At 60.9% G+C, this 24,583-nt stretch carries 20 protein-coding genes; 12 read left to right on the plus strand and 8 right to left on the minus strand.

Annotation, left to right across the window (positions count from 1 at the left end; all coding sequences use genetic code 11):
* Positions 1 to 81: 81 nt before the first annotated feature.
* The gene (locus tag FFM81_RS06620) at positions 82 to 579 is read left to right on the plus strand and encodes a heme-degrading domain-containing protein (protein WP_003565164.1); all 498 of its coding nucleotides are present in this window, start codon (positions 82 to 84) and stop codon (positions 577 to 579) included.
* 40 nt (positions 580 to 619) lie between these two features.
* Here FFM81_RS06620 and FFM81_RS06625 read toward each other — a convergent pair whose 3' ends face one another.
* A complete protein-coding gene (locus FFM81_RS06625; protein ID WP_097534061.1) occupies positions 620 to 1,879 on the minus strand; it encodes an AGE family epimerase/isomerase in 1,260 nt (419 codons plus the stop codon).
* 168 nt (positions 1,880 to 2,047) lie between these two features.
* Between FFM81_RS06625 and metH the strand changes: the two genes are divergently transcribed.
* Positions 2,048 to 5,821 (plus strand): methionine synthase, encoded by a 3,774-nt coding sequence (gene metH, locus FFM81_RS06630; protein ID WP_138385693.1) that lies wholly within the window; start codon positions 2,048 to 2,050, stop codon positions 5,819 to 5,821.
* Between the two features lie 170 nt (positions 5,822 to 5,991).
* On the plus strand, positions 5,992 to 6,222 hold the full coding sequence (locus FFM81_RS06635; RefSeq protein ID WP_003565158.1) for a type II toxin-antitoxin system Phd/YefM family antitoxin: 231 nt from the start codon (positions 5,992 to 5,994) through the stop codon (positions 6,220 to 6,222).
* A 31-nt stretch (positions 6,223 to 6,253) separates the two neighbouring features.
* Here FFM81_RS06635 and FFM81_RS06640 read toward each other — a convergent pair whose 3' ends face one another.
* Both FFM81_RS06640 and FFM81_RS06645 read right to left on the minus strand, forming a co-directional pair.
* Positions 6,254 to 7,018, minus strand: a complete 765-nt coding sequence (locus tag FFM81_RS06640) for a GntR family transcriptional regulator (RefSeq protein ID WP_003565155.1) — start codon at positions 7,016 to 7,018, stop codon at positions 6,254 to 6,256.
* Entirely contained in the window at positions 7,015 to 7,896 is an 882-nt protein-coding gene (locus FFM81_RS06645; RefSeq protein WP_128398035.1) for a glucosamine kinase nucleotide-binding domain-containing protein, read from the minus strand. Before FFM81_RS06645 ends, FFM81_RS06640 begins: the two co-directional genes overlap by 4 nt.
* A gap of 530 nt (positions 7,897 to 8,426) precedes the next feature.
* Between FFM81_RS06645 and FFM81_RS06650 the strand changes: the two genes are divergently transcribed.
* From FFM81_RS06650 to FFM81_RS06675, 6 genes are all read left to right on the plus strand, one after another.
* A complete protein-coding gene (locus FFM81_RS06650; protein ID WP_138385695.1) occupies positions 8,427 to 9,683 on the plus strand; it encodes an ABC transporter substrate-binding protein in 1,257 nt (418 codons plus the stop codon).
* Positions 9,684 to 9,900: 217 nt separating this feature from the next.
* Positions 9,901 to 10,848, plus strand: coding sequence for a carbohydrate ABC transporter permease (locus tag FFM81_RS06655; RefSeq protein ID WP_003565150.1), 948 nt, complete (start codon positions 9,901 to 9,903; stop codon positions 10,846 to 10,848).
* Positions 10,849 to 10,857: 9 nt separating this feature from the next.
* Positions 10,858 to 11,697, plus strand: coding sequence for a carbohydrate ABC transporter permease (locus FFM81_RS06660; protein ID WP_003565148.1), 840 nt, complete (start codon positions 10,858 to 10,860; stop codon positions 11,695 to 11,697).
* Entirely contained in the window at positions 11,694 to 12,755 is a 1,062-nt protein-coding gene (locus FFM81_RS06665) for a Gfo/Idh/MocA family protein (RefSeq protein ID WP_003565146.1), read from the plus strand. The genes FFM81_RS06660 and FFM81_RS06665 overlap by 4 nt, the downstream gene beginning before the upstream one ends.
* Positions 12,756 to 12,765: 10 nt before the next feature.
* Complete coding sequence (locus FFM81_RS06670) at positions 12,766 to 13,770, plus strand: ABC transporter ATP-binding protein (RefSeq protein ID WP_003565144.1); 1,005 nt, start codon at positions 12,766 to 12,768, stop codon at positions 13,768 to 13,770.
* 449 nt (positions 13,771 to 14,219) lie between these two features.
* Positions 14,220 to 15,248: a trans-3-hydroxy-L-proline dehydratase gene (locus tag FFM81_RS06675; protein ID WP_138385696.1), complete on the plus strand. Its 1,029-nt coding sequence runs from the start codon at positions 14,220 to 14,222 to the stop codon at positions 15,246 to 15,248.
* Positions 15,249 to 15,364: 116 nt separating this feature from the next.
* On the opposite strand, the gene FFM81_RS06680 is transcribed toward FFM81_RS06675, so the two are convergent.
* The 5 genes from FFM81_RS06680 to FFM81_RS06700 form a co-directional block, all read right to left on the minus strand.
* Positions 15,365 to 16,426 carry an ABC transporter ATP-binding protein gene (locus FFM81_RS06680; protein ID WP_003565140.1) on the minus strand — a complete coding sequence of 354 codons (1,062 nt, stop codon included), beginning with the start codon at positions 16,424 to 16,426 and terminating at the stop codon, positions 15,365 to 15,367.
* 12 nt (positions 16,427 to 16,438) lie between these two features.
* The gene (locus tag FFM81_RS06685) at positions 16,439 to 17,227 is read right to left on the minus strand and encodes an ABC transporter permease (RefSeq protein ID WP_003565138.1); all 789 of its coding nucleotides are present in this window, start codon (positions 17,225 to 17,227) and stop codon (positions 16,439 to 16,441) included.
* Positions 17,224 to 18,117, minus strand: coding sequence for an ABC transporter permease (locus FFM81_RS06690; RefSeq protein WP_003565137.1), 894 nt, complete (start codon positions 18,115 to 18,117; stop codon positions 17,224 to 17,226). The genes FFM81_RS06685 and FFM81_RS06690 overlap by 4 nt, the downstream gene beginning before the upstream one ends.
* A 72-nt stretch (positions 18,118 to 18,189) precedes the next feature.
* Entirely contained in the window at positions 18,190 to 19,293 is a 1,104-nt protein-coding gene (locus FFM81_RS06695) for an ABC transporter substrate-binding protein (protein ID WP_003565135.1), read from the minus strand.
* A gap of 190 nt (positions 19,294 to 19,483) precedes the next feature.
* Positions 19,484 to 20,356 carry a MurR/RpiR family transcriptional regulator gene (locus tag FFM81_RS06700; RefSeq protein ID WP_003565133.1) on the minus strand — a complete coding sequence of 291 codons (873 nt, stop codon included), beginning with the start codon at positions 20,354 to 20,356 and terminating at the stop codon, positions 19,484 to 19,486.
* Between the two features lie 174 nt (positions 20,357 to 20,530).
* Here FFM81_RS06700 and FFM81_RS06705 point away from each other — a divergent pair, with 174 nt between their 5' ends.
* The 3 genes from FFM81_RS06705 (at position 20,531) to FFM81_RS06715 (ending at position 24,495) form a co-directional block, all read left to right on the plus strand.
* Positions 20,531 to 21,301 carry an N-formylglutamate amidohydrolase gene (locus tag FFM81_RS06705; protein ID WP_003565131.1) on the plus strand — a complete coding sequence of 257 codons (771 nt, stop codon included), beginning with the start codon at positions 20,531 to 20,533 and terminating at the stop codon, positions 21,299 to 21,301.
* 119 nt (positions 21,302 to 21,420) lie between these two features.
* On the plus strand, positions 21,421 to 22,977 hold the full coding sequence (locus FFM81_RS06710) for an amino acid permease (protein ID WP_097534075.1): 1,557 nt from the start codon (positions 21,421 to 21,423) through the stop codon (positions 22,975 to 22,977).
* Positions 22,978 to 23,130: 153 nt separating this feature from the next.
* The gene (locus FFM81_RS06715; RefSeq protein WP_025416658.1) at positions 23,131 to 24,495 is read left to right on the plus strand and encodes a glutamine synthetase family protein; all 1,365 of its coding nucleotides are present in this window, start codon (positions 23,131 to 23,133) and stop codon (positions 24,493 to 24,495) included.
* Positions 24,496 to 24,583: the final 88 nt, after the last annotated feature.

The raw sequence follows: 24,583 nt of genomic DNA on the forward strand, positions 1-24,583 counted from the left end.
GTAGCCCCAAGTTTTTGCTTTACTTTTTTGCTCCCGGCAAGAATGGTCCAGCGGATCATCACGGCAGAGGAGTGCTTAGCCATGACAATCGAACAGGATCTCAGCCGGATCGCCGAGCAGGAGAAGGCGCTGAGCTTCGACGCCTTCGATCTGACGACGGCATGGCAGCTCGGTAAGCTCCTGCAGGAACTCGCCACCGAGCGCGGCCTCGGCATCGCGATCGATGTGACCCTGCATGCGATGCCGGTCTTCTATGCCGCCTTGCCGGGCGTGACGCCCGATAACGTCAATTGGGTCCGGCGCAAGCGTAACATGGTGCTGCGCTATTTCCGCAGCAGCTATGCCTCCGGCCTGAAGCTCGCGAAAGACGGCAAGACGGTCGAGGATAACGGGCTCGATGGCGCCGACTATGCGCCGCATGGCGGCAGTTTTCCGATCAACGTCAAGGGCACCGGCTGCATCGGCGCGGTCACCGTCTCCGGCCTGCCGCAGCGCGACGACCACAATCTCGCGGTCGAGGCGCTGGCGCTGATGCTTGCCAAGGATCTGGATACGCTGCGGCTCGCCGCGCCGCTCTGAGCGGGCCGTTGCTGCGCCGGCGGGCGTCGAACCACTGACCTCAGAGCTTGCCGCCGGCCTCGGCGATGCCCTTCGTCAGGCTGCCGGTTGCGGGGAAGAGTGGGATGAGGCAGGCCTGCAAAGCATGGTAAATGTCGCCCTTGCCGGGGAAGAGCGAATGCGAGGGAACGAGATCCTCCGTCAGTTCCTCGTGCCAGCCGCCGTTCTTGTGGTCGATGAAGGCGCGTTCGATCACGTTCCAGATCTTGCGGTAGCTCTCCTCGTGGAAATCGCTCGGCAGGTGTTCGTTGAGGAAATGGGCGGCAGCCGCACCTTCGCAAGCCGGCCACCAGAGCTTGTTGCGCTTGGCGGGCTTGTCGTCCCAGTCGAGCGTATAGAAAAAGCCGCCCTTGTCATTGTCCCAGCCGAGCGCCATGGATTGCGCAAAGAGCGCCTTCGCCGCGTCCGGCATCCATTCGATGCGTTTGCCGCCGAGCGCCCAGAGCTGCAGGATCAGGCGGGCCCATTCCAGCCAGTGGCCGGGCGTCGTGCCGGCCGGGCGGAACATTTCGTTCGGATGATAGTAGGTCTTGTCGAGCTTCCATTCGGCGTCGAAATGCTCGGCGACGCGCCAGTCGACGGAACCGGCCAGCCGGCGGATGACGAGATCGGCGATGCTTTCGGCTTTGGTCAGGTACTCCCGGTCGCCGGTGGCCTCAAAAGCGGCCATCAGCGCTTCGGTCAGATGCATGTTGGAGTTCTGGCCGCGATAGGCGCCGCCGTCGAGCGGCTGCCAGTCGGCGGTGAATTCCTCGGCGATGGCGCCGTGCCGCGCTTCCCAGAACCTGGTGTTCAGGATCTCGGTGATATCGTCGAGCATGCCGTCGGCGAGTGGGTGGCCGATCGTCTTGGCGGATGAGGCGGCGAGCAGCACAAAGGCGTGGCCATAACCCTGTTTGTTGGTGTCGACAGGACCGTCATTGTTAAGCGACCAGAAATAGCCGCCGTTTTTCCGGTCGCGATGGTGGTTCCAAAGGTAGTCCATGCCATGGTCGACGAGATCGCTAGCACCCGGACGGCCGAGCAGCGTGCCGATCGAGAAACAATGCACGGCGCGCGCCGCGATATGGATGCTGCGAACCTGGCCCTCGGCATCGAGAGGTTGGCCGACATTGTCGAGGTCGTAGAAGCCGCCCTTGGGATTGCGAGAATTATGTTGGAAGAAATCGAAGAGGCCGTTTGCCTGGGCAAGCAGCCAGCCGCGATGATAGGCACGGCTTGTCCAGTTTCCAAGCACGGGGCTGCCGGTTGCGGGTGCCATGATGTTCCTCCGATTTCGTGCACAGGCGTCGCAAACGCCTATATAGAGGTCGGGCGAGCCTGTCATCGCTGAAGACTTGCGAAGCACGAAATCGATAGGCATTTATTGACATAAAGATATCTTTATGTGATCTGGAAGACTGGTCTTACGACGTCTAGGAGCCCTCCCGTGTTTGATACCCTCTTTGGTCCGGAAACGGGCAAACGTGACGGCAATGAAGTTTTCGCAGCTTTGAGAAAGGCCGCGAGCGAGCGCATCCTTGTCCTCGACGGCGCCATGGGCACGCAGATCCAGGGGCTCGGTTATGACGAAGACCAGTTCCGCGGAACCCGTTTCATCGGCTGCGCCTGTCACCAGAAGGGCAATAACGACCTTCTGATCCTGACCCAGCCGGATGCGATCGAAGAGATCCATTACCGCTACGCCAAGGCCGGCGCCGATATCTTGGAGACCAACACCTTCTCCTCGACGCGCATCGCGCAGGCCGATTACGAGATGGAAGGCGCGGTCTACGACCTCAACAAGGAAGGTGCCGAGATTGTGCGCCGGGCCGCCCAGCGCGCCGAGCGCGAGGATGGCCGCCGCCGTTTCGTCGCCGGCGCCATCGGGCCGACCAACCGCACCGCCTCGATCTCGCCCGACGTCAACAATCCCGGCTTCCGCGCCGTCACTTTCGACGATCTGCGTTCCGCCTATGGCGAGCAGATCGACGGGCTGATCGACGGCGGCGCCGACATCATCCTGATCGAAACGATCTTCGACACGCTGAACGCCAAGGCGGCGATCTTTGCCTGCGAGGAACGTTTCGAGGCCAAGGGTATCCGCCTGCCGGTGATGATCTCCGGCACGATCACCGACCTTTCCGGCCGCACGCTGTCGGGCCAGACGCCGTCGGCCTTCTGGAACTCGGTGCGCCACGCCAATCCCTTCACGATCGGCCTCAACTGCGCACTCGGCGCCAATGCGATGCGCCCGCATCTGCAGGAGCTTTCCGGTGTCGCCGACACTTTCATCTGCGCCTATCCGAATGCCGGCCTGCCGAACGAGTTTGGCCAGTACGACGAAACGCCGGAACTGATGGCTGCGCAGATCGACAGCTTCGCCCGCGAAGGCCTCGTCAATATCGTCGGCGGCTGCTGCGGCTCGACGCCTGAACATATCAAGGCGATCGCCGAGACCGTCGCCAAGTACAAGCCGCGTCCGATCCCCGAGCATCGCCCCTTCATGTCGCTGTCGGGTCTCGAACCTTTCGAGCTGACCAAGGACATCCCCTTCGTCAATGTCGGCGAGCGCACCAACGTCACCGGCTCGGCGAAGTTCCGCAAGCTGATCACCAATGCCGATTACACGGCGGCACTCGATGTCGCGCGCGACCAGGTCGAGAACGGCGCCCAGGTGATCGACATCAACATGGACGAGGGCCTGATCGATTCCGAAAAGGCGATGGTCGAGTTCCTCAACCTGATCGCCGCCGAGCCCGATATCGCCCGCGTGCCTGTCATGATCGATAGTTCGAAATTCTCGATCATCGAATCTGGCCTGAAGCGTGTCCAAGGCAAGCCGATCGTCAACTCGATCTCGCTGAAGGAAGGCGAGGAAAATTTCCTCGCCCAGGCGCGGCTCCTGCACAATTATGGTGCTGCCGTCGTCGTCATGGCCTTCGACGAGACGGGACAGGCAGACAGCTATGAGCGCAAGGTGGAAATCTGCACGCGCGCCTATAAGTTGCTGACCGAGAAGATCGGTTTCCCGCCAGAGGACATCATCTTCGACCCGAACATCTTCGCGGTCGCGACCGGCATCGAAGAGCACAATAATTACGGCGTCGATTTCATCGAGGCGACGCGGACGATCCGGGAGCGCATGCCGCTCGTCCATATCTCCGGCGGCGTTTCGAACCTGTCCTTCTCGTTCCGCGGCAACGAGCCGGTACGCGAAGCGATGCACGCCGTGTTCCTCTACCACGCCATCCAGGCGGGCATGGACATGGGCATCGTCAATGCCGGCCAGCTCGCCGTCTACGACAATATCGATCCCGAACTGCGCGAGGCCTGCGAGGATGTGGTGCTGAACCGCCGTCCCGACGGCACCGAGCGGCTGCTTGAAGTGGCCGAACGGTTCCGTGGCGCCGGTGCGAGGGAAGGCCGGGTTCAGGATCTGTCGTGGCGCGAATGGAGCGTCGAGAAGCGTCTTGAACATGCGCTGGTCAACGGCATCACCGAATATATCGAGGCTGACACCGAGGAAGCGCGCCAGCAGGCCGCCCGGCCTTTGCATGTCATTGAAGGCCCGTTGATGGCCGGCATGAATGTCGTCGGCGATCTGTTCGGCTCGGGCAAGATGTTCCTGCCGCAGGTGGTCAAGTCGGCGCGTGTCATGAAGCAGGCGGTCGCCGTGTTGCTGCCCTACATGGAAGAGGAAAAGCGCCTGAACGGCGGCGAAGAACGTCGCTCGGCCGGCAAGATCCTGATGGCGACGGTCAAGGGCGATGTGCACGATATCGGCAAGAACATCGTCGGCGTCGTGCTTGCCTGCAACAATTACGAGATCGTCGACCTCGGCGTCATGGTGCCGGCGACGAAGATCCTCGAAACGGCGATTGCCGAAAAGGTCGATATCATCGGCCTCTCCGGCCTGATCACGCCGTCGCTCGACGAGATGGTGCATGTCGCGGCCGAGATGGAACGTCAGGGCTTCGAAATTCCGCTGCTGATCGGCGGGGCGACGACCAGCCGCGTGCATACGGCCGTGAAAATCCACCCCGGCTACAATAAGGGGCAGGCGGTCTACGTCACCGATGCCAGCCGCGCCGTCGGCGTCGTCTCGGCACTGCTGTCGCCGGAAACGCGCCAGGGCTATGTCGACGATACAAGGGCCGAATATGCCAAGGTGGCGGCCGCCCATGCGCGCAGCGAGGCCGAGAAGGTCCGCCTGCCGTTGCCACGGGCCCGGGACAATGCGCATAAGGTCGATTGGTCCGCCTACCAGCCGACCAAGCCTGAGTTCTTCGGCACGAAAGTGTTCGAGGATTACGATCTGGCCGAGCTTGCCCGATATATTGACTGGACGCCGTTCTTCCAGACCTGGGAACTGCGCGGCCGCTACCCCGCCATTCTCGAAGACGAGAAGCAGGGCGAGGCTGCGCGTGCGCTCTGGGCCGATGCGCAGGCGATGCTCAAGAAGATCATCGACGAAAAGTGGTTCCGCCCGCGCGCCGTCATCGGCTTCTGGCCGGCCGGCGCCGTCGGCGACGATATCCGCCTGTTTACCGACGAGAGCCGCAGCCAGGAGCTTGCCACTTTCTACACGCTGCGCCAGCAGCTTTCGAAGCGGGATGGTCGGCCAAACGTGGCGCTCTCCGATTTCGTCGCGCCTGTCACAAGCGGCGTGCAGGATTATGTCGGCGGCTTCGTGGTGACGGCTGGCATCGAGGAAATCGCCATCGCCGAACGCTTCGAGCGGTCGAACGACGACTATTCCTCGATCCTGGTCAAGGCGCTGGCCGACCGTTTCGCCGAAGCCTTTGCCGAGCGCATGCATGAGCAGGTGCGCCGGGAATATTGGGGTTATGCCAAGGACGAGACACTCAGCAATGAGGATCTCATCACTGAAGCCTATGCCGGTATCCGCCCGGCGCCCGGTTATCCCGCCCAGCCCGACCACACCGAAAAGGCGACGCTCTTCAAGCTGCTCGACGCAGAAAAGGCGGCGGGCGTGAAGCTGACGGAGAGCTATGCGATGTGGCCCGGCTCGTCGGTCTCCGGCCTCTATATAGGCCACCCGGATTCCTATTATTTCGGCGTTGCCAAGGTGGAGCGCGATCAGGTCGAAGACTACGCCAAGCGCAAGGGCATGGAGGTTTCCGAAGTCGAGCGCTGGCTCGGGCCGGTGCTGAATTATGTGCCGCGCAAGACGGATGAGGAGATCGACGACGCGGCGTAACGACCGCTTGCCGCGTCTTAATGCAATGAATCAAGAGACGATGAAGCCGGAAAGTGATTCACTTTCCGGCTTCATGCTTTTGATGTGGCTTGATAACTTCCCGTGGTCAGACTGTTTGAATTCGATAGCGGGAATGACGATGGAATGGCATTCTTAGGAATGAGGCCGCAATGCAAGTAACCATCCGCGCAACAAAGGCCGACCTGTCGAAATTGATCGATGCCGCTCTTTCAGGTGATGAGGTGATCATCGCCAAAGGGGGCAAGCCCGTGGCGAGGGTCGTTCCGATTGAAAGATCTTCTTTCAAAATCGGCCTACTCAAAGGGCGAATCACTGGAGACGGGCCGGATTTCTTCGAGCTGATGGACGAAGGGGCGCTCGCGGCCTGGAAAAGGAAATAGTGAATTCCTTCTGCTTGATAGATGTTCAGCCTTAGCTCACCCCGATCGTCAGCTCGGCGACGAAATCATAGGCGTCGCCGCGATAGAGCGAGCGGGTGAACTCTACGGCGCGGCCGGAGCCGAGATAGGAAATGCGTTCGATCGACAGGCCGGCCGCACCCACGGAAACGCCGAGAAGCTGGGCGTCGGCTTCCTTCATATTGGTCGCCGAGATGCGCTGAACGGCGCGCACCGGGCGGACCTGCAGGCGTTCGAGCTCGGCATAGAGCGACGTGGTGACGACGGAGGGATCGGGGAGGAATTCGCCGGAGACGCTGGCATTCTCGATTGCCAGCGGCTGGTCGTCGGCGATGCGCAGGCGGGAGAGGCGCGAAACTTTCACATCGGTGCCAAGACCGAGGATCATCATTTCATCGGGTGAGGGAGTATGGATGCCCTTATGCAGCCACTCGGAGCGAGAGGACATGCCGCGGCGCGCCATGTCCTCGGTGAAGGAGGTGAGCTGCGACAGCCGCTGCTCGACCCTGGACACCGGCTTGGCGACGAAGGTGCCCGAGCCGTGGCGGCGCACCAGCAGGCCGTCGGCGACGAGTTCGTCGATCGCCTTGCGCACGGTGACCCGGCTGACGGCGGCAAGTTCGGCGATGTCGCGCTCCGGCGGCAGCGCATCGCCGTGGCCGAGCGTGCCGGTGCGCACGGCCTCTTCGAGCGTGCGGCGCAGCTTGACATAGAGCGGGCCGGTTCCGGCCGCCTGCAGGCGTTCAAGGGAGAGGATTGTCGCGAGGTCGTCGGTCATGCCGCACCTCTCTGTCGATCGTTCAGAAGCTTGACCGCAAGTTCCACGGCGCCGTGAAGGGCATCGTTTTTCGGTTTGGCAAGCAGCGGCCTGTAGCGGGAAAGCCAAGGTTCATAGGCTTCGGCAAGACCGCCAAGCAGGCAGATCGATGGGCAATTTGGCCAAAGCAAGGCTTCGAGGCTCTCGCCGATCGCCGTTGCGGCATCGGTGACGATGCCCGCCGCAACCGCATCGCCCTTGGCGGCATGTTCGAAAACGACAGGCGCGTAACGGGCAAAATCCGTCGGTCGCGCCGAATGGGCGAATTCGACGATGCGCTCGGGATCATTGCCGTATTCGGCCATGACCGCATCGGTGATCGGCGATGCCGGGCGCACGCCGTCATGGGCGAGCAGCGACCGCTCCATGAGGTCGCGACCGAGGCGGGCGCCGCTTGCCTGGTCGCCGACGACGAAGCCCCAGCCGCCGATGCCATTCAGCCGACCATCTTTCCGGGCATTATAGACCGAGCCGGTGCCGAAGGCGCCGACGATGCCGTCGGCATCGCCGAGTGCACCCTGCAGCGCGATCAGTGCATCGGTGACGACGCGGCCTCCGGCGAAGGGCAGGGCCTGTTCAATGCGTCGGCCGTAATCCGTGACGTTGGCGCCGGCGACGCCGACCACCGCTGCAACGGAGGAGATGGTTTCCGCGGCGAGCCCGGCATCGCGCAAGGCCTGCCGGGCGGATTCGACGATATTGAGGAGAGAATTATCCAGATCAGACAGAATATTGGCTGGCCCCGATTTACCGCGGCCGATGATGTTGCCGTTTCTGTCCGCGACCGCGGCCCGGCAGCTCGTTCCGCCGCCATCTATGCCGATTGCAAGCTCAGTCATCGGACCTCCGAATGCGCCGTTCCCTTGGGTTTTGATACAATACCAAAAAAATACCATTTACCAAGTGGGAACGGAGGAGAAATATCATCTTTTTATCTATTTGATTTTATTTGATAAAAATTTTTAATGTAGCTTTGCAAGCCAAAAAGTTAAAATTCGGCTGGACAATTGGTATTTTTTTGGCCTTAATTCGACAAAAGGGAACAGCGTTTCGAAGCCCACGAAAACCGGCAGCAAAGCCAAGCCGGAACCGCTTCGAGGATGATTGCCAGAATGCCAGCGGCCCTGTCGGGCCGGCGTGGAATTCAGGCATGCATCGGCTTTCCGTCATTTTCGGCGCGTCCGGTGCAGGTCACCGAAATGCGCGTGCAGTCCGGCCGCAGGCGATCCGCCTTCGCGTCCATCGAGCTTTCGGGACCGGCAGTCGCTGGCGGTCCTCCAAGGGGCGTTTGGGTGTTTCCTCAGGCACGCCAACTGCTTGTTTCAGATCAAAACAGCGCCGTCGGGCGCTTAAAACACAGGAGAGGGAAATGAAAAACACTGCTCTGAAAAGCTTCCTGCTTGCCTCGAGCCTGCTGACATCGGCAGGTCTCGTCCATGCCGCCGACGTCACGCTGACGCTCGAAAGCTGGCGCAACGACGACCTGCAGATTTGGCAGGAAAAGATCATTCCGGCGTTTGAAGCGAAGAACCCGGGCATCAAGATCGTCTTCTCGCCGACCGCGCCGACCGAATACAATGCTTCGCTGAACGCCAAGCTCGATGCCGGTTCCGCAGGCGACATCATCACCTGCCGTCCGTTCACGTCGCTCGAGCTCTTCAACAAGAAGCAGCTCGTCGACATCACCAGTCTGCCTGGCATGGAGAACTTCTCTCCGGTCGCCAAGGCCGCCTGGTCTACGGACGACGGCAAGTCGACCTTCTGCGTGCCGATGGCATCGGTCATCCACGGCTTCATCTACAACAAGGACGCCTTCGACAAGCTCGGCATCTCCGTGCCGAAGACGCAGGACGAGTTCTACGCAGCGCTCGACAAGATCAAGGCCGACGGCACCTACATCCCGCTCGCCATGGGCACCAAGGATCTCTGGGAGGCCGCCACCATGGGCTACCAGAATATCGGCCCGAACTACTGGGAGGGTGAGGAAGGCCGTAAGGCCTTGATCGAAGGCAAGCAGAAGCTGACCGACGCCGAATGGGTCAAGCCTTATGAAGAGCTTGCCAAGTGGAAGCCCTATCTCGGCGACGGTTTCGAAGCCCAGACCTATTCGGACAGCCAGAATCTCTTCACACTCGGCCGCGCCGCCATCTACCCGGCCGGTTCGTGGGAAATCTCGCTGTTCAACAGCCAAGCGCAGTTCAAGATGGGCGCCTTCCCGCCGCCGGTTCCGAAGGCCGGTGACACCGGCTACATCTCCGACCATCCGGACATCGGCGTCGCCCTGAACGCCAAGAGCACGCATGCCGAGGAAGCCAAGAAGTTCCTCAGCTGGGTGGCTTCGCCCGAGTTCGCCGACATCTATGCGAACTCACTGCCGGGCTTCTTCAGCCTGAACTCCACCCCGGTCAAGATGTCCGATCCGCTCGCTCAGGAGTTCGTCTCCTGGCGCGGCCCGTACAAGTCGACCATGCGCTCGACCTATCAGATCCTGTCGCGCGGCACGCCGAACCTCGAAAACGAGACCTGGGTGGAATCGGCCAACGTGATCAACGGCACGGATACGCCGAAGGTCGCCGCCGAGAAGCTGCAGAAGGGCCTCGACAGCTGGTACAAGCCGGCCAAGTGATGTGACGAGGGGCGGCGTTTGCAGCCCTCATCCGGCCTGCCGGCCACCTTCTCCCCGCGAGCGGGGAGAAGGAGACTCGCAAGCGACCTCCCAACCCGACTGGCATTCAAGCAGGGTATATTGCCTTCCCCGCCAAGCGGAGAAAGGCTGAGGCGAGGCGCAACGTTTTCCATCTCAGCTGCGCCTTGCGGCCAGTCGACAAGAACAGGCAGAAGCCATGAGCCAAACCGACAACGCGATCGATATCGTCCCGATCAAGCGCCCGGTGCGCTGGCACATCTTCGTCTTCATGCTGCCCGCCGTGATCGTCTATTCCGCCGTCATGGTGCTGCCGCTCATCGAAACGCTCAGGCTTTCGCTCTACAATATCGTCGACGGGCAGCCGGCCTTCGTCGGGCTGGCGAATTTCAAGGTGCTGTTCGGCGACCCGCGCTGGGCGCATGATTTGTGGAATGCCCTCGTCAACAACCTGATCTTTTTTGCCATCCATATGTGCGTTCAGAACCCGATCGGAGTGGCGCTTGCCGCCCTGCTTTCGGTGCCGAAGCTGCGCGGGGTCGCCTTTTACCGCACGGCTATGTTCCTGCCGACGCTGCTCTCCTTCGTCATCGTCGGCTTCATCTGGAAGCTGATCCTTTCGCCGATCTGGGGCGTGGCGCCTTGGCTTATGAGCCTTGTCGGTGCGAAATGGCTTTTTGCGCCCTGGCTCGGCCAGTCCGGTCCTGCGCTGATCGCCGTTTCGCTGATCTCTAACTGGCAATATATCGGCATTCCGATGATGCTGATCTATGCGGCGCTCCTCAGCATTCCCGAAGAGGTGATCGAGGCGGCCGAATGCGACGGCATCACCGGCTGGGCCCAGTTCTGGAAGATCAAGCTGCCGCTCATCCTGCCGGCGATCGGCATCATCTCGATCCTGACCTTTGTTGGCAATTTCAATGCCTTCGACCTGATCTACACCGTGCAGGGAGCGCTTGCCGGACCTGACATGTCGACCGATATTCTCGGCACGCTGCTCTACCGCACCTTCTTCGGTTTCCAGCTTCAGCTCGGCGACCGCTCCATGGGCGCGACGATCGCCACGGTGATGTTCCTCATCATCCTCGCCGGCGTCTCGCTCTATCTCTTCGTCATCCAGCGGCGCATGCGCCGCTACCAGTTCTGAGGAGCGCGCATGTCCAAAGCACGCACATCTCCCATCCGCACCGGCCTCGTGCACCTGGCGCTCAGCGCCTATACGCTGGTCGCGCTGTTTCCGGTATTCCTGACCATCGTCAACTCGTTCAAGGATCGCGCCTCGATCTTCCGCGAGCCGCTGATGATCCCGACGCCGTCGACCTTCAGCCTAGTCGGCTATCAGACGGTGCTGGGTCAGGGCGATTTCGCCGTCTATTTCCAGAACAGCTTCGTCGTCACGATCGTCTCGATCTTGCTGGTGCTGCTCTTCGGTGCGATGGCAGCCTTCGCGCTCTCGGAATATCGCTTCCGCGGCAATATGCTGCTCGGGCTCTACATGGCGATCGGCATCATGATCCCGATCCGTCTGGGCACGGTGGCGATCCTGCAGGGCATGGTGGCGGCGGGCCTCGTCAATACGCTGACGGCGCTGATCCTCGTCTATACCGCGCAGGGCATACCGCTGGCGATCTTCATCCTGTCGGAATTCATGCGCACGGTTTCGGACGATCTCAAGAATGCCGGGCGCATCGACGGGCTCTCGGAATATGCGATCTTCTTCCGCCTGGTGTTGCCGCTGGTGCGCCCGGCCATGGCGACGGTCGCCGTCTTCACGATGATCCCAATCTGGAACGACCTCTGGTTTCCGCTGATCCTGGCGCCGTCCGAGGCGACCAAGACGGTGACGCTCGGCTCGCAGATCTTCATCGGCCAGTTCGTTACCAACTGGAATGCGGTGCTGGCGGCGCTGTCGCTGGCGATCCTGCCGATCCTCGTTCTCTACGTCATCTTCTCGCGGCAGCTGATCCGCGGCATCACGTCAGGAGCCGTCAAGTGAGTCAGGAAAAACCGATCCGCGTCCTCGTTGCCGGCCTCGGCAACATGGGCCGCAGCCATGCGCTTGCCTATCACAACAATCCGGGTTTCGAGATCGTCGGGCTCGTCAACCGCTCGACGCCGAAGCTGGAGCCCGAGCTGCAGGCCTATACGATCCATCCCGACTTCACGACGGCGCTTGCCGAGCTGCAGCCCGATCTCTGCTCGATCAACACCTATTCCGACAGCCATGCCGATTATGCCGTCGCCGCCTTCGAGGCCGGCTGCGACGTCTTCGTGGAAAAGCCGCTGGCGACAACCGTCGCCGACGCCGAGCGCGTGGTCGCGGCCGCGAAGAAGGCGGGCCGCAAACTGGTGATCGGCTATATCCTTCGCCATCACCCTTCCTGGACGAAGTTGATCGAAGAGGCGCGCAAGCTTGGCCCGCCTTACGTTTTCCGCATGAACCTCAACCAGCAGTCCAGCGGACCGACCTGGGCGACGCATAAGTCGCTGATGCAGACCACTTCGCCGATCGTCGATTGCGGCGTGCACTATGTCGACGTGATGTGCCAGATCACCGATGCCAGGGCAGTCGAGGTGCGCGGCATGGGGCTGCGCCTCTCCGACGAGATCGCCGCCGACATGTATAATTACGGTCAGCTGCAGGTGCTGTTCGAAGACGGTTCGGTCGGCTGGTACGAGGCCGGCTGGGGACCGATGATCTCGGAGACGGCCTTCTTCGTGAAGGATGTGATGTCGCCGAAGGGCGCGGTCTCGATCGTCATGGATCCGAACGCCAAGTCCGACGATATCGACACGCACACCAAGACCTCCGTGATCCGTCTGCATACCGCCGAGACCGGCCCGGACGGCAAATTCATCCGGCCCGACCAGGATATGAAGATGACGGGCGAGCCCGGTCATCAGGCGCTCTGCGACCTGGAACAGGGATTCGTGCTGAGGGCGATCCGCGAGGATCTCGACCTCAATCGCCATATGGCGGATGCGATAGCGTCGCTACGCGTCTGCCTTGCCGCCGACGAGAGCGTGCGTACCGGCCAGCCGGTCAGATTGTAAGGAAAAATCAGTGGGATCACTTCAACTCAAATCCATCCGCAAAACCTATGGCACGCATGAGGTGCTAAAGGGCATCGATCTCGAGGTCGAGGACGGCGAATTCGTCATCTTCGTCGGGCCGTCGGGCTGCGGGAAGTCGACGCTCTTGCGCAGCATCGCCGGCCTCGAGGACGTCACGTCGGGCGCCGTCGTCATCAACGGCCGTGACGAGACGCTGACGCCGCCGGCCAAGCGCGGCATCGCCATGGTGTTCCAGTCCTATGCGCTTTATCCGCACCTGACGGTCAAGGACAATATGGGGCTCGGCCTCAAGCAGGCCGGCACTGCCAAGGACGAGATCGACAAGCGCGTCGGCAAGGCATCTGGCATGCTGTCGCTGGCGCCCTACCTCGCAAGGCGGCCGGCCGAACTTTCGGGCGGCCAGCGCCAGCGCGTCGCGATCGGCCGCGCCATCGTGCGCGAACCGGAACTCTTCCTGTTCGACGAGCCGCTATCGAACCTCGATGCGGCCTTGCGCGTCCAGACCCGCCTCGAAATCGCACGGCTGCACCGCAGCCTGAAGGCGACGATGATCTATGTCACCCATGACCAGGTCGAGGCGATGACGCTTGCCGACAAGATCGTGGTGCTGAATGCCGGCGCGATCGAGCAGATCGGCTCGCCGATGGAGCTTTACAATCGCCCGGCCAATGTCTTCGTCGCCGGCTTCATTGGTTCGCCGCAGATGAATTTCATCGCGGCCGAGAAGGTCGGCGACCACAGCGCCAAGACGATCGGCGTGCGTCCCGAACATATGACGCTGTCGCGCGAGCAGGGGACCTGGGCGGCGAAGGTCGTGCATGTCGAGCATCTCGGCGCCGATACGATCATCTATCTGGAATCCGATCAATGCGGCCTGCTGACGGCGCGCCTCTTCGGCGAACACCAGTACGAGCCCGACGAGATCGTCTATGCGACGCCGGATCAGGCTCGTGTCCACCGTTTCGATGTGGACGACCAGGCGATCCGAGCATAGGCCGAAAACCGGGTCCTTTTCGGAAGGCATTGGCGCAAATTCCAAATCACGGCGCGGTGATGATCGGGTCGGTGTCGGCACTGCTGACGTCGCACGCCTCCGGCGCGCGTCGCTGCGGATGCCTGCGGGAGAGACAGGCAGGCCCCTCTGATGCCAAGGGTGTCCGACTCTGCATAAGCGCTCCCGGCTTACAAACGGCACTGCGTCCATTCCTTTAGCTGGTCGACCTCAGGTTACCAGCGAAAGTCCTGTCGGAAGCCGCCGTCTGGCATCGGCTATCGCTCTGCCCGGTAGACTTACGCTTGACTCCGTTATTGTAGATCGTATACGTTATTCTAATTGTCGCAGCATAACCTCCTTCATGAGATTTTCGTGCGCTGCGGCTGCAAAACTGCTGCGACGCTTGCTGGAATTGCTTCGGTCTCGATCAATAAGAGCGGGGAACACCAATGCGTACTTCCAAGATCGTGCATATCGTCAGCTGCCATGCGGAAGGTGAGGTCGGTGACGTCATCGTTGGCGGCGTCGCGCCGCCACCCGGCGCAACGGTGTGGGAGCAGTCGCGGTGGATTGCTAAGGATGAGACGCTTAGAAATTTCGTACTGAACGAGCCCCGCGGCGGCGTGTTCCGCCATGTCAATCTGCTTGTCCCACCGAAGCACCCCAAGGCGCAGATGGGCTGGATCGTCATGGAGCCGGCCGACACCCCGCCAATGTCGGGTTCAAACTCCATGTGCGTATCGACTGTGCTGCTCGATACCGGCATCATCCCGATGCAGGAGCCGATCACGCGGATGATCCTCGAACCCCCAGGCGGCCTGATAGAGGTCGAGGCCGAGTGCCGAAACGGCAAGGCCGAACGCATCCGCGTCCGTAACGTCCCGTCCTTTGCCGATAAGCTCGATGCCAGGATTGAGGTAGAAGGTATCGGCACGGTCACGGTCGATACGGCCTATGGCGGGGACAGTTTCGTTATCGCCGATGCGGCGTCCGTAGGGCTCAGCCTTCGACCGGACCACGCCCGCGATATCGCCCGCATGGGCGTCAAGATCACCGAAGCCGCCAACGAGCAGCTTGGCTTCAAGCACCCAGGCAATGATTGGGGCCACATCTCCTTCTGCCAAATTACCGATCCGGTTGAGATGAGGGATGGCGCGTTCTGGGGTAAGAACGCGGTCGCCATCCGTCCGGGCAAAATTGACCGTTCCCCCTGCGGCACGGGATGTTCGGCTCGCATGGCCGTGCTCCACGCCAAGGGTCAGATGAAGGCAGGCGAAAAATTCGTCGGCACGTCGCTGCTGGACACGGAGTTCCATTGCAGCATCGATAGCGAAGTCGACATCAACGGCAAGCCCGGCATCATCCCGATTATCTCGGGTCGTGCATGGGTCATCGGCACAAAGCAGCTCATGGTCGATCCGGCCGATCCGTTCCAGGCCGGCTACCGCCTCTCCGATACCTGGCCGATGGACCTGTAAGGAGACGGGATGCCATCGGAACATGGCCGCACCCTTAGATTCACCGATACGGGTTCATCTGAGTAACGGAAAAGGCGCCGTTTTTGCGGCGCCCTTTGCATGCTGGTCTGTCAAGCTCAGTCGCGGATGACCAGCAGATCGGCCGCCATGAAACGCAGCGTCACAGTCTCGCCGGCCTGCGGCGGAGTTACGCCCGGGCTGTTGAACATATCGAAGGAGATGACGTTGCCGCCGACATTCATGCGGGTACGGATGACCGAGCCCAGGAAGTGAGCCGAGACGACCTGGCCGGTCAGCGCGGTATCGCTTCTGGCGGTGTCGGAGAGCGATCCCGCTTCCGGGCGCAGTGCCAGCGAGATGGTTTCGCCGGCCTTTTGGGCTGCGACCGACTGTTTTAGCGTGATCTTCTGATCGCCGATCTGGATGAGATTGGCGTCGGGATCGACGACTTTGGCTTCGATCAGGTTCAACGTGCCGACGAAGGAAGCGACGAAGCGTGTTGCCGGCGTGTTGTAAATCTCGAAAGGCGAGCCGATTTGGTCAGCCTTGCCCGCATTCATAACGACGATGCGGTCGGAGATCGATAGCGCCTCCTCCTGATCGTGGGTGACGAAAACAGTGGTGATGCCGAGCTGCTGCTGGATCTGACGGATTTCCTCGCGCAACGACACGCGGATCTTGGCGTCAAGTGCTGAGAGCGGCTCGTCGAGCAGCAGCACCTGCGGCTTGACGGCAAGCGCGCGGGCGAGCGCAACGCGCTGCTGCTGGCCGCCCGACAATTGGTAGGGGAAGCGGTCGGCCAGGTGATCGAGCTTGATCAGGCCGAGCATTTCCTTAACGCGGGCGTCAATCTCCGGCTTGGGGGCGCCGGCGACCTTAAGGCCGAAGGCGACGTTGTCGTGCACCGTCATGTTGGGAAACAGCGCGTAGGCCTGGAAGACCATGCCGATATTGCGCTGGTTCGGCTTCAGCGCGCTTTGGTCCTTGCCGTTGATGGTCAGCGTGCCGCCGGTCGGCGTTTCGAAGCCGGCGATCATGCGCAGAACGGTCGTCTTGCCGCAGCCCGACGGTCCGAGGAAGGAGACGAACTCACCCTTCTCGATGTTCATGTTGAAGTTCTTGACGACCTGAACCGGGCCGAAGGACTTCTGGATGTTGTTCAGAGTGAGAAAAGACATGAGCCGGATACCTTAAGCCTTTGCCGGGCGGGCTTTGCCGAAGCGGGAAACGAGGTTGAGCAGGCCCATGCTGAGCCAGGTGATCGAGAAGGCGATGACGGCGAGCGCTGAAGGCTCGTAGGCCTTGTTGGCGCCGACAAGCTGCAGGTAGGGGCCGAAGGCCGGGCGGTTGAGCAGGGCGGCGAAGGTGAATTCGCCCATGACGATCGCCAGCGTGATGAAGGCGCCCGAGAGCACCCCGCTCATGACGTTGGGAAAAATGCACTTGAACATGATCGTCGTCCAGCGGGCACCGAGGCTCTCGGCCGCTTCCGTCAACGTGCGGACATCGATGGCGCGCATGGCGGTATCGACGGCGCGGTACATATAGGGCAGCGACAGCGTAATATAGGAGAAGACCAGCAGGATGTTGGTGCCGGTCGTCGAACCGGTCATCGGCAGGTAGGATGACGAGTTGTACATCCTGAGGTAACCGAAGACGATGACGATCGCCGGAATAACGAGCGGCAGCAGCGTGATGAATTCGACGACGGGGCGCATCTGCGGCAGGCGCAGCCGCACCCAATAGGCGGTCGGCACGACGAGCAGCATGCCGAAGACAATGGTCAGCAACGCCATCAACATCGAATAACCGAAGGTCTCGCGGAACTGAATGTCTGAGAAAACCGACTCATAGGCATCCAGGCTGTATTCTCCGCGGCGCATGCGCAGCGAAAACTCGATGGTGCCGATCAACGGAATGACGAAATAGGAAGCGCCCAGAATGATGGCGAGCCAGGCTCCGAAACGTTGAGCTTTCATTTCTGCCACCGTTCGGCGCGCATGCGCAGCATGAGGTACAGGATGTTCGAGACGCCTGTTATGACGATCATGCCGAGCGCGATGGCATAGCCGAGGTTGGCATTGTGCAGGACGTCGCCGCGGATCTGTGCGTAGAGCAGGATCGGCACGATGTTGAGCGAGCTGCCGGTCAGCGCGAAGGCGGTGGCAATGGCGCCGAAAGCATTGGCAAAGAGCAGCAGCGTCGTGCCGAGCAGGCTCGGCCACAGGATCGGCAGGGCAACCATGGTCCAGTATTGGCGGTTGGTGGCGCCGAGAATCTCAGAGGCTTCGCGCCATTCCTTCTTCATGCCGTCGAGGGCCGGCGTCAGGATCAGCACCATCAGCGGGATCTGGAAATACATGTAAGTGATGGTGAGTCCGAGGAAGGACAGAAGGTTGAAACCGGTGCCGTAGAGATTGAAACCGAACCACTCGCGCAGGAACATCGTCACAAGACCGGTGCGGCCGAGCGTTGCGAGAAAGGCGAAGGCAAGGGGCACGCCGGCAAAATTCGAGGCGACGCCGGAAAAGGTCAGAAGCGTCGAGCGGACCGAGGGGGGCAGGCCACCGAGCACAACGGCCCAGGCGAGAAAGAAGCCGATCAGTGCACCGCCGAGCGCGGAGGCGACCGAGACGCGGATACTGATCCAGTAAGCGCTCATGATGGACGGAGTAAAGAGATCGCCGATATTCTTCAGCGTGAGATTGCCTTCGGGCGTCAGAAACGCGCCCGCCACAAGATAAAGCGTGGGGATGATCAGGAACAGCAAAGAGAAAATAATAAAGGGTGCAATGCCCAGCCAGTCGATCACGCGATCTCTGTTGATCAAGGGGGCACTGCGCACCATAGGCGTTGAAACGGTGCTCATGGAAAAGCTCATCCTGGGGCGTCGGAGTGAGAAAACCTCCCCGCCTTTTGAGCGGGGAGGCCGGATCGGAGATTACTTGACGGCGGCGCCGACGACGGAATCCCAGTTCTTGGTGATGGCTTCCTTGCCGGCGGCCTGTTCTTCGAGCGTCGGGAAGACGGCCTTTTCATAGGCAGCTGCCGGCGGCAGCTTGTCGAGCAGGTCCTTCGGGATCTTGTTGTTCTTGGCAAGATCGTTGAAGCGGATCGGATGGCAATAGCCCTTCAGCCAGCCGAGCTGACCTTCGTCGGAATAGAGGTATTCCATCCAGAGCTTGGCAGCGTTCGGGTGCGGAGCGAAAGCCGAAATCGCCTGGACGTAAACACCGGCAACGACGCCCGTCTTCGGAACGATGACCTCGAACGGAGGATTGCCCTTGAGGCTCTGGCCCCAAGAAAGGGCGTTGTAGTCCCAAGCGACGATGATTGGCGTGGAGCCCTGTGCGAACGGAGCCGCCTTACCGACAACCGGTACGAAGTTGCCGGCCTTGTTGAGTTCGGCGAAGAACTTCAGACCTTCTTCGCCAGCCTTGGCTGCGTCACCGCCGGATGCGGAAAGACCAGCAGCATAGACCCCCTGGACAGCCTGGTTGGCGGTGCGCGGATCGCCTGCGAGGGCGACGGTGTTTGCATAGTCGCTCTTCTTCAGGTCGGCCCAGTCGGCCGGTGATTCCTTGACGAGGTCCTTGTTCACGAGGAACGAGAGGACGCCGTAATAGTCACCATACCAGTAGCCTTCGGCATCCTTGGCGCTATCCGGAATGGAATCCCAGGTTGAGACCTTGTAAGGCTGGATCAAGCCGTCTTTCTTGGCGGATGGGCCGAAGGAGAGGCCGACGTCGATGACATCGGGAGCCTGCGGTCCGGTGTTGCCCTTGTTGGCCTTGATGGCTTCGACTTCGTCGCCCGAACCGGCATCCGGGTTCAGTTCGTTGACTTCGAGGCCATACTTGGCCTTGAAGCCGGCAATGACATCGCCATAGCCGCACCAGTCGTGCGGAAGAGCGATCGTCGTCAGTGTGCCTTCCTTCTTGGCGGCAGCGATAAGTTCAGCGCTCGGCTCAGCAGCGGCAATCGCGGTCGAAGCCACGATCATCGCAGTAGAGAGCGACAGAAGTCGAGAAATGTTAGAGATCACTGTTGTTCTCCTTCGGGTTTTCAGTGTCTGGCGATGCTGTTAATCAGCTTACATGAAGCTTGTGTGACGGGTGGATGACGTTAACTTTGCTATGAATAGCAGGCGTTTGCGACACGTGTTTTATTTGCGACGGCACTACCTGTTTCTGCGAAAATCCGTCCTTCATTCCCCTCTGTTTGTCTTGTCCCTCCTAACCCGGTTTGCGGAAAAGCTTGGTCTGCTCGAACAAGCCCTCAAGCGTCTTCATGCGCTCCTTCGTCTCGTCCCAAGTGGAATTCTGAACGGCCTCGATGAGCGCTTCGACGATGAAGAGGGTGACCACGGAGGAATCCCAGGCCGACGGCGCCTCGATGCGGACGCGGAAGGCATGTCGGGCGAGCTTGGCGGCGGGCGAGCCCCATTGATCGGTGAAGACGACGATTTCGGCCCCGCGTTTGCGGGCGGCGGTGGCAAGGCTCGCCATCTCCTGCTCGTAGCGGCGGATGTCGAAGATGATCAGGATGTCGCCGGCATTCATGTTGAGGGCATATTGCGGCCAACTGCTGGAGTTCGACGATAGCAGCGTCGTCGCCGGCCGAATCACCTGCATGTGGGTGAAGAAATACTCGGCAAGCGCGCCGGTGATGCGGCCGCCGACGAAATAGAGGCCGCGCTTGCGGTCCGACAGCAGCGCGGCGACGCTGTCGAAGGTCGCGGTGTCGAGATCGGTCAGCGTCTGGCGCAGATTGCCCATGATGGCATCGGCGAAACGGTTGAGGATGTGAGTGCCCGGCGCGTTCTGGGCCCAGCGATCGTGCTTGGCGATGGGGTTCGAGATCGTCGCCTCGACCTCCAGATGCAGATGCGCCTGAAAGTCCGGATAGCCCTTGAAGCCAAGCTTCTGCACCATACGCACGACTGTTGGCGTCGAGACGCCGGCGTTCTCGGCGATGGTGGTGATGCTGCCGAGGCCGGAAACCGGATAGTTGTCGAGAAGGCTTTCGGCCAGTTGTTTTTCGGCGCGCGTCAAGACCCCGAAATGCGAGTGTATAACGTCCGAAACCGTCTTCGACGCAACTGTCACCTAAATGCTCCCCGGGATGGTCTAGCGCCACTTTCCCAACCAAATTTAACAACGCTGTCATAATCCATGTCAACTGCTGTCATGAAAAGAAATTTTCAGAGGACGCTTGACAGGGGGCGAAACCTGAAGAATTCTTTTCTTAAATATTTTATTAATGGATAAGGAGTGGCGCCTTTGGTGCTGGCCCGGCCGAAAATCCTCAGCGAAGCGGACGGCGACTGCGTCGGAATGGAGCGGGTCGACGGCCGGAGCCCGGTGTTGATCGTCTGCGAGCACGCTTCGAACGCGCTTCCCGCATCTTTCGGCGATCTCGGCTTGCCTGACGAAGCCCTGTCGAGCCATATCGCCTGGGATCCAGGGGCTCTCGCAGTCGCTCGCGGCATATCGGAAGGCCTTGACGCGACGCTCGTCTATCAGCGGTTCTCACGGTTGATCTACGACTGCAACCGGCCACCCAGTTCTCCCGGCGCCATGCCGGAGACGAGCGAGATCTACGCCATTCCCGGCAACAAGGATCTGAGCGCCGAAGAGCGCCTTACCCGTACCGACGCGCTCTACGTGCCCTTCCACGACGCCATTCGCGGGCTGATCCGCGATCGCCGGGCGAGGGGGCAGGACAGCATTATCGTGACGGTCCACAGCTTCACGCCGGTCTATCATGGCCGCGAACGTGCCGTCGAACTCGGCATATTGCACGATGAGGACAGCCGGCTCGCCGACCGCATGCTGGCGGCTGCGACCGAGGCGCCGCTCTACAGGACGGAACGCAACCAGCCTTACGGGCCCGAGGACGGCGTGACCCACACGCTGATCCTGCACGGGCTTTCGAACGGCTTGCGCAATGTGATGATCGAGGTCCGCAACGACCTCGTCGCAGACGATGTCGGCCAAGGGGTCATGGCCGACTATCTAAAAGGGCTGATCCAGCAAAGCCTGGACGCCTGATAAAAAGAAGACCCGAGGGAGCAGTCTAACTGCGGACGTCCGCACGGCGCAAATGCCGCGGGCAATTTGGCACTGAACCGGCCCGCAATCCCGCGGCCGATCGTGAACAGGGGGAAGTCATGTCGGACTATACCGATCTGGACAAGAAGCAGGATGTGCACATCCTGCATTCCATGGGTTATGCCCAGGAACTCGAACGACGCATGAGCTCGTTCTCGAACTTCGCCGTCTCATTTTCCATCATCTGCATTCTTTCCGGCGGCATCAATTCGCTGGCGCAGGCCACTTCCGGTGCCGGCGGAGCCGCCATTGGCATCGGCTGGCCGGTGGGATGCTTCATCTCGCTCGTCTTCGCCATTGCCATGGCGCAGATCAGCTCGGCCTATCCCACGGCCGGCGGGCTCTATCATTGGGGCTCGATCCTCGGTAACCGCTTCACCGGCTGGCTGACCGCCTGGTTCAACCTGCTCGGTCTCGTCACCGTGCTCGGCGCCATCAACGTTGGTACCTATTATTTCTTCATGGGCTCCTTCGGCACCACCTATTTCGGCCTGACCGACACGACGACGGTGCGCATCATCTTCCTGGTGATCATCACCGGCGCGCAGGCGCTCGTGAACCACATGGGTATCGGTTTGACCGCCAAGCTGACCGACTTTTCAGGTTATCTGATCTTTGCGAGTTCGATCGCGCTGGCAGTGGTTTGCCTGGCGGCGGCACCCTCCTATGAATTCGGCCGTCTCTTCACCTTCGCCAACTATTCCGGCGAAGTCGGCGGCAACGTCTGGCCTTCCACCTCCGGTGCCTGGGTCTTCCTTCTCGGCCTGCTGCTTCCGATCTACACCATCACCGGCTACGACGCCTCGGCGCATACGTCGGAAGAGACGGTCAAGGCCGCCGAATCGGTGCCGCGCGGCATGGTCGCCTCGGTCCTGTGGTCGGCGCTGTTCGGCTACATCATGCTGTGCGCTTTCGTTCTGATGCTGCCGAATATGGATGATGCGGCAAAGCAGGGCTGGAACGTGTTCTTCTGGGCGATGGACAGCCAGGTCAACCCGATCGTCAAGGACATTCTTTATCTCGCCATCCTGGTCAGCCAGTGGCTGTGCGGCCTTGCGACCGTCACCTCGGTCTCGCGGATGATCTTCGCCTTCTCGCGTGACGGTGGCCTGCCAGCCTCGAAGGCGCTGTCGAAGGTCAGCCCGCAGTACCGCACGCCGGTGGCTGCGATCTGGACCGGTTCGATCCTGTCGGTCCTGTTTGTCTGGGGCTCCTCGCTCGTTACGATCGGCGACACGCCTGTTTATACGATCGTCGTCTCCTGCACGGTCATCTTCCTGTTCTTCTCCTTCGCGATCCCGATCACGCTCGGTCTCTTCGCCTGGGGTACATCGAAGTGGGACAAGATGGGTCCGTGGAACCTCGGCGAAGGGGTCTTCAAGCTGTTTGCCGTGCTGACTGTGATCGCGATGATCCTGATCTTCATCCTCGGCATTCAGCCGCCGAACGAATGGGCGCTCTACATTACCGTCGGCTTTCTGCTCGTCACCGCGATTGTCTGGTTCGGCTTTGAAAGCCGGCGCTTCAAAGGCCCACCGATCGGAGCCGACGTAGCAAAACGCCAGGCCGAGATCGCAGCGGCCGAAGCAGCCGTCGGTGAAAGTGGCGGACACTGAGCATCGAGGCTTCCCTCTCAAGTGGTGGGGCCGCTTTCGCGGCCCCACCAGCGGTCCAACGAAAAGGCATCCGGCCGGGAAAAGCCGGCAATGGTATGCCGTTTCGTTGCCCCGATTTCCGATTTTCCCATTTCTCGTTCAGGCGGATCAATCATGAGCAGCTACACAATCGACGATCTCAGGAAGGATGTTGCCGAAGGGCGCATCGATACGGTTTTGGCCTGCCAGGTGGACATGCAGGGCCGGCTGATGGGCAAGCGCTTTCAGGCGGAATATTTCGTCGAGAGCGCCTGGAAGGAAACGCATAGCTGCAACTACTTGCAAGCTACCGATATGGAGATGGAGACCGTCTCCGGCTACAAGGCGACGAGCTGGGAGAAGGGCTACGGCGATTACACGATGAAGCCGGATCTTGCGACGCTGCGCCGCATTCCCTGGCTCGAAGGCACGGCGCTGGTGCTCTGCGACGTGCTCGATCATCACACCCATGAGGAAGTCGCCCATTCGCCGCGTGCGATCCTGAAGAAGCAGGTGAAGCGGCTCGAAGATATGGGCATGAAGGCCTATATGGCCTCCGAGCTCGAATTCTTCCTGTTCGACCAGAGCTACGAGGCCGCGCATACCGCGGGCTACCGAAATCTCAAGCTCGCCAGCGCCTATAACGAGGACTACCATATCTTCCAGACCACCAAGGAAGAAGAGGTGATGCGGGCGATCCGTACCGGGCTGCAAGGCGCCGGCATTCCGGTCGAAAACTCCAAGGGCGAGGCTTCCGCCGGCCAGGAGGAGATCAACGTGCGTTACGCCGACGCGCTCGCGATGGCCGACCGGCATGCGATCATCAAGAACGGCTGCAAGGAAATCGCCTGGTCGAAGGGCAAGGCCATCACCTTCCTGGCCAAGTGGAATTACAACGCCGCCGGCAGTTCCTCGCATATCCATCAGTCGCTCTGGAGCCTGGAAGAAAAGCCGCTGTTCTTCGATCACACCGGTAAATATGGCATGTCGCCGCTGATGCACAATTACATCGCCGGGCTTCTCGCCCATGCGAGCGAGATCACCTATTTCCTGGCGCCCTACATCAATTCCTATAAGCGTTTCATGGCCGGCACATTTGCGCCGACCAAGGCGATCTGGAGCAAGGACAACCGCACTGCCGGCTATCGCCTCTGCGGCGAAGAGACCAAAGGGATCCGCATCGAATGCCGCGTCGGCGGCTCTGACCTCAACCCTTATCTCGCCTTCGCCGCGCTGCTGGCGGCCGGCATCGATGGCATCGAGAATAAGCTGGAGCTCGAAGCTCCCTTCGTCGGCGACGCCTATGGCGGCAAGGGTGTTCGCGAAATCCCGCGCACGCTGCGTGCGGCGACAACTGAGATGACCGAATCGGCGATGCTGCGCAAAGCCTTCGGCGACGACGTCATCGACCACTATACGCGTGCTGCCGAATGGGAGCAGGAAGAATACGACCGCCGCATCACCGATTGGGAAGTGGCGCGCGGGTTCGAAAGGGCTTAATAGCGTTTTGCGGGATTGCCCCTCACCCCAAGCCTCTCCTCGTAGAAACGGGGAGAGGGGACGTGCCCTGCGCGGGGTTGGCGGTTGA

This window comes from Rhizobium hidalgonense, from assembly GCF_005862185.2.
Lineage (GTDB): Bacteria > Pseudomonadota > Alphaproteobacteria > Rhizobiales > Rhizobiaceae > Rhizobium > Rhizobium hidalgonense.

Bases quoted from the DNA above. Each gene is read 5' to 3' on its own strand.
- FFM81_RS06620 (WP_003565164.1), top strand. From the start codon at position 82: ATGACAATCGAACAGGATCTCAGCCGGATCGCCGAGCAGGAGAAGGCG.
- FFM81_RS06625 (WP_097534061.1), bottom strand. From the start codon at position 1,879: ATGGCACCCGCAACCGGCAGCCCCGTGCTTGGAAACTGGACAAGCCGT.
- FFM81_RS06635 (WP_003565158.1), top strand. From the start codon at position 5,992: ATGCAAGTAACCATCCGCGCAACAAAGGCCGACCTGTCGAAATTGATC.
- FFM81_RS06640 (WP_003565155.1), bottom strand. From the start codon at position 7,018: ATGACCGACGACCTCGCGACAATCCTCTCCCTTGAACGCCTGCAGGCG.
- FFM81_RS06645 (WP_128398035.1), bottom strand. From the start codon at position 7,896: ATGACTGAGCTTGCAATCGGCATAGATGGCGGCGGAACGAGCTGCCGG.
- FFM81_RS06650 (WP_138385695.1), top strand. From the start codon at position 8,427: ATGAAAAACACTGCTCTGAAAAGCTTCCTGCTTGCCTCGAGCCTGCTG.
- FFM81_RS06655 (WP_003565150.1), top strand. From the start codon at position 9,901: ATGAGCCAAACCGACAACGCGATCGATATCGTCCCGATCAAGCGCCCG.
- FFM81_RS06660 (WP_003565148.1), top strand. From the start codon at position 10,858: ATGTCCAAAGCACGCACATCTCCCATCCGCACCGGCCTCGTGCACCTG.
- FFM81_RS06675 (WP_138385696.1), top strand. From the start codon at position 14,220: ATGCGTACTTCCAAGATCGTGCATATCGTCAGCTGCCATGCGGAAGGT.
- FFM81_RS06680 (WP_003565140.1), bottom strand. From the start codon at position 16,426: ATGTCTTTTCTCACTCTGAACAACATCCAGAAGTCCTTCGGCCCGGTT.
- FFM81_RS06685 (WP_003565138.1), bottom strand. From the start codon at position 17,227: ATGAAAGCTCAACGTTTCGGAGCCTGGCTCGCCATCATTCTGGGCGCT.
- FFM81_RS06690 (WP_003565137.1), bottom strand. From the start codon at position 18,117: ATGAGCACCGTTTCAACGCCTATGGTGCGCAGTGCCCCCTTGATCAAC.
- FFM81_RS06710 (WP_097534075.1), top strand. From the start codon at position 21,421: ATGTCGGACTATACCGATCTGGACAAGAAGCAGGATGTGCACATCCTG.
- FFM81_RS06715 (WP_025416658.1), top strand. From the start codon at position 23,131: ATGAGCAGCTACACAATCGACGATCTCAGGAAGGATGTTGCCGAAGGG.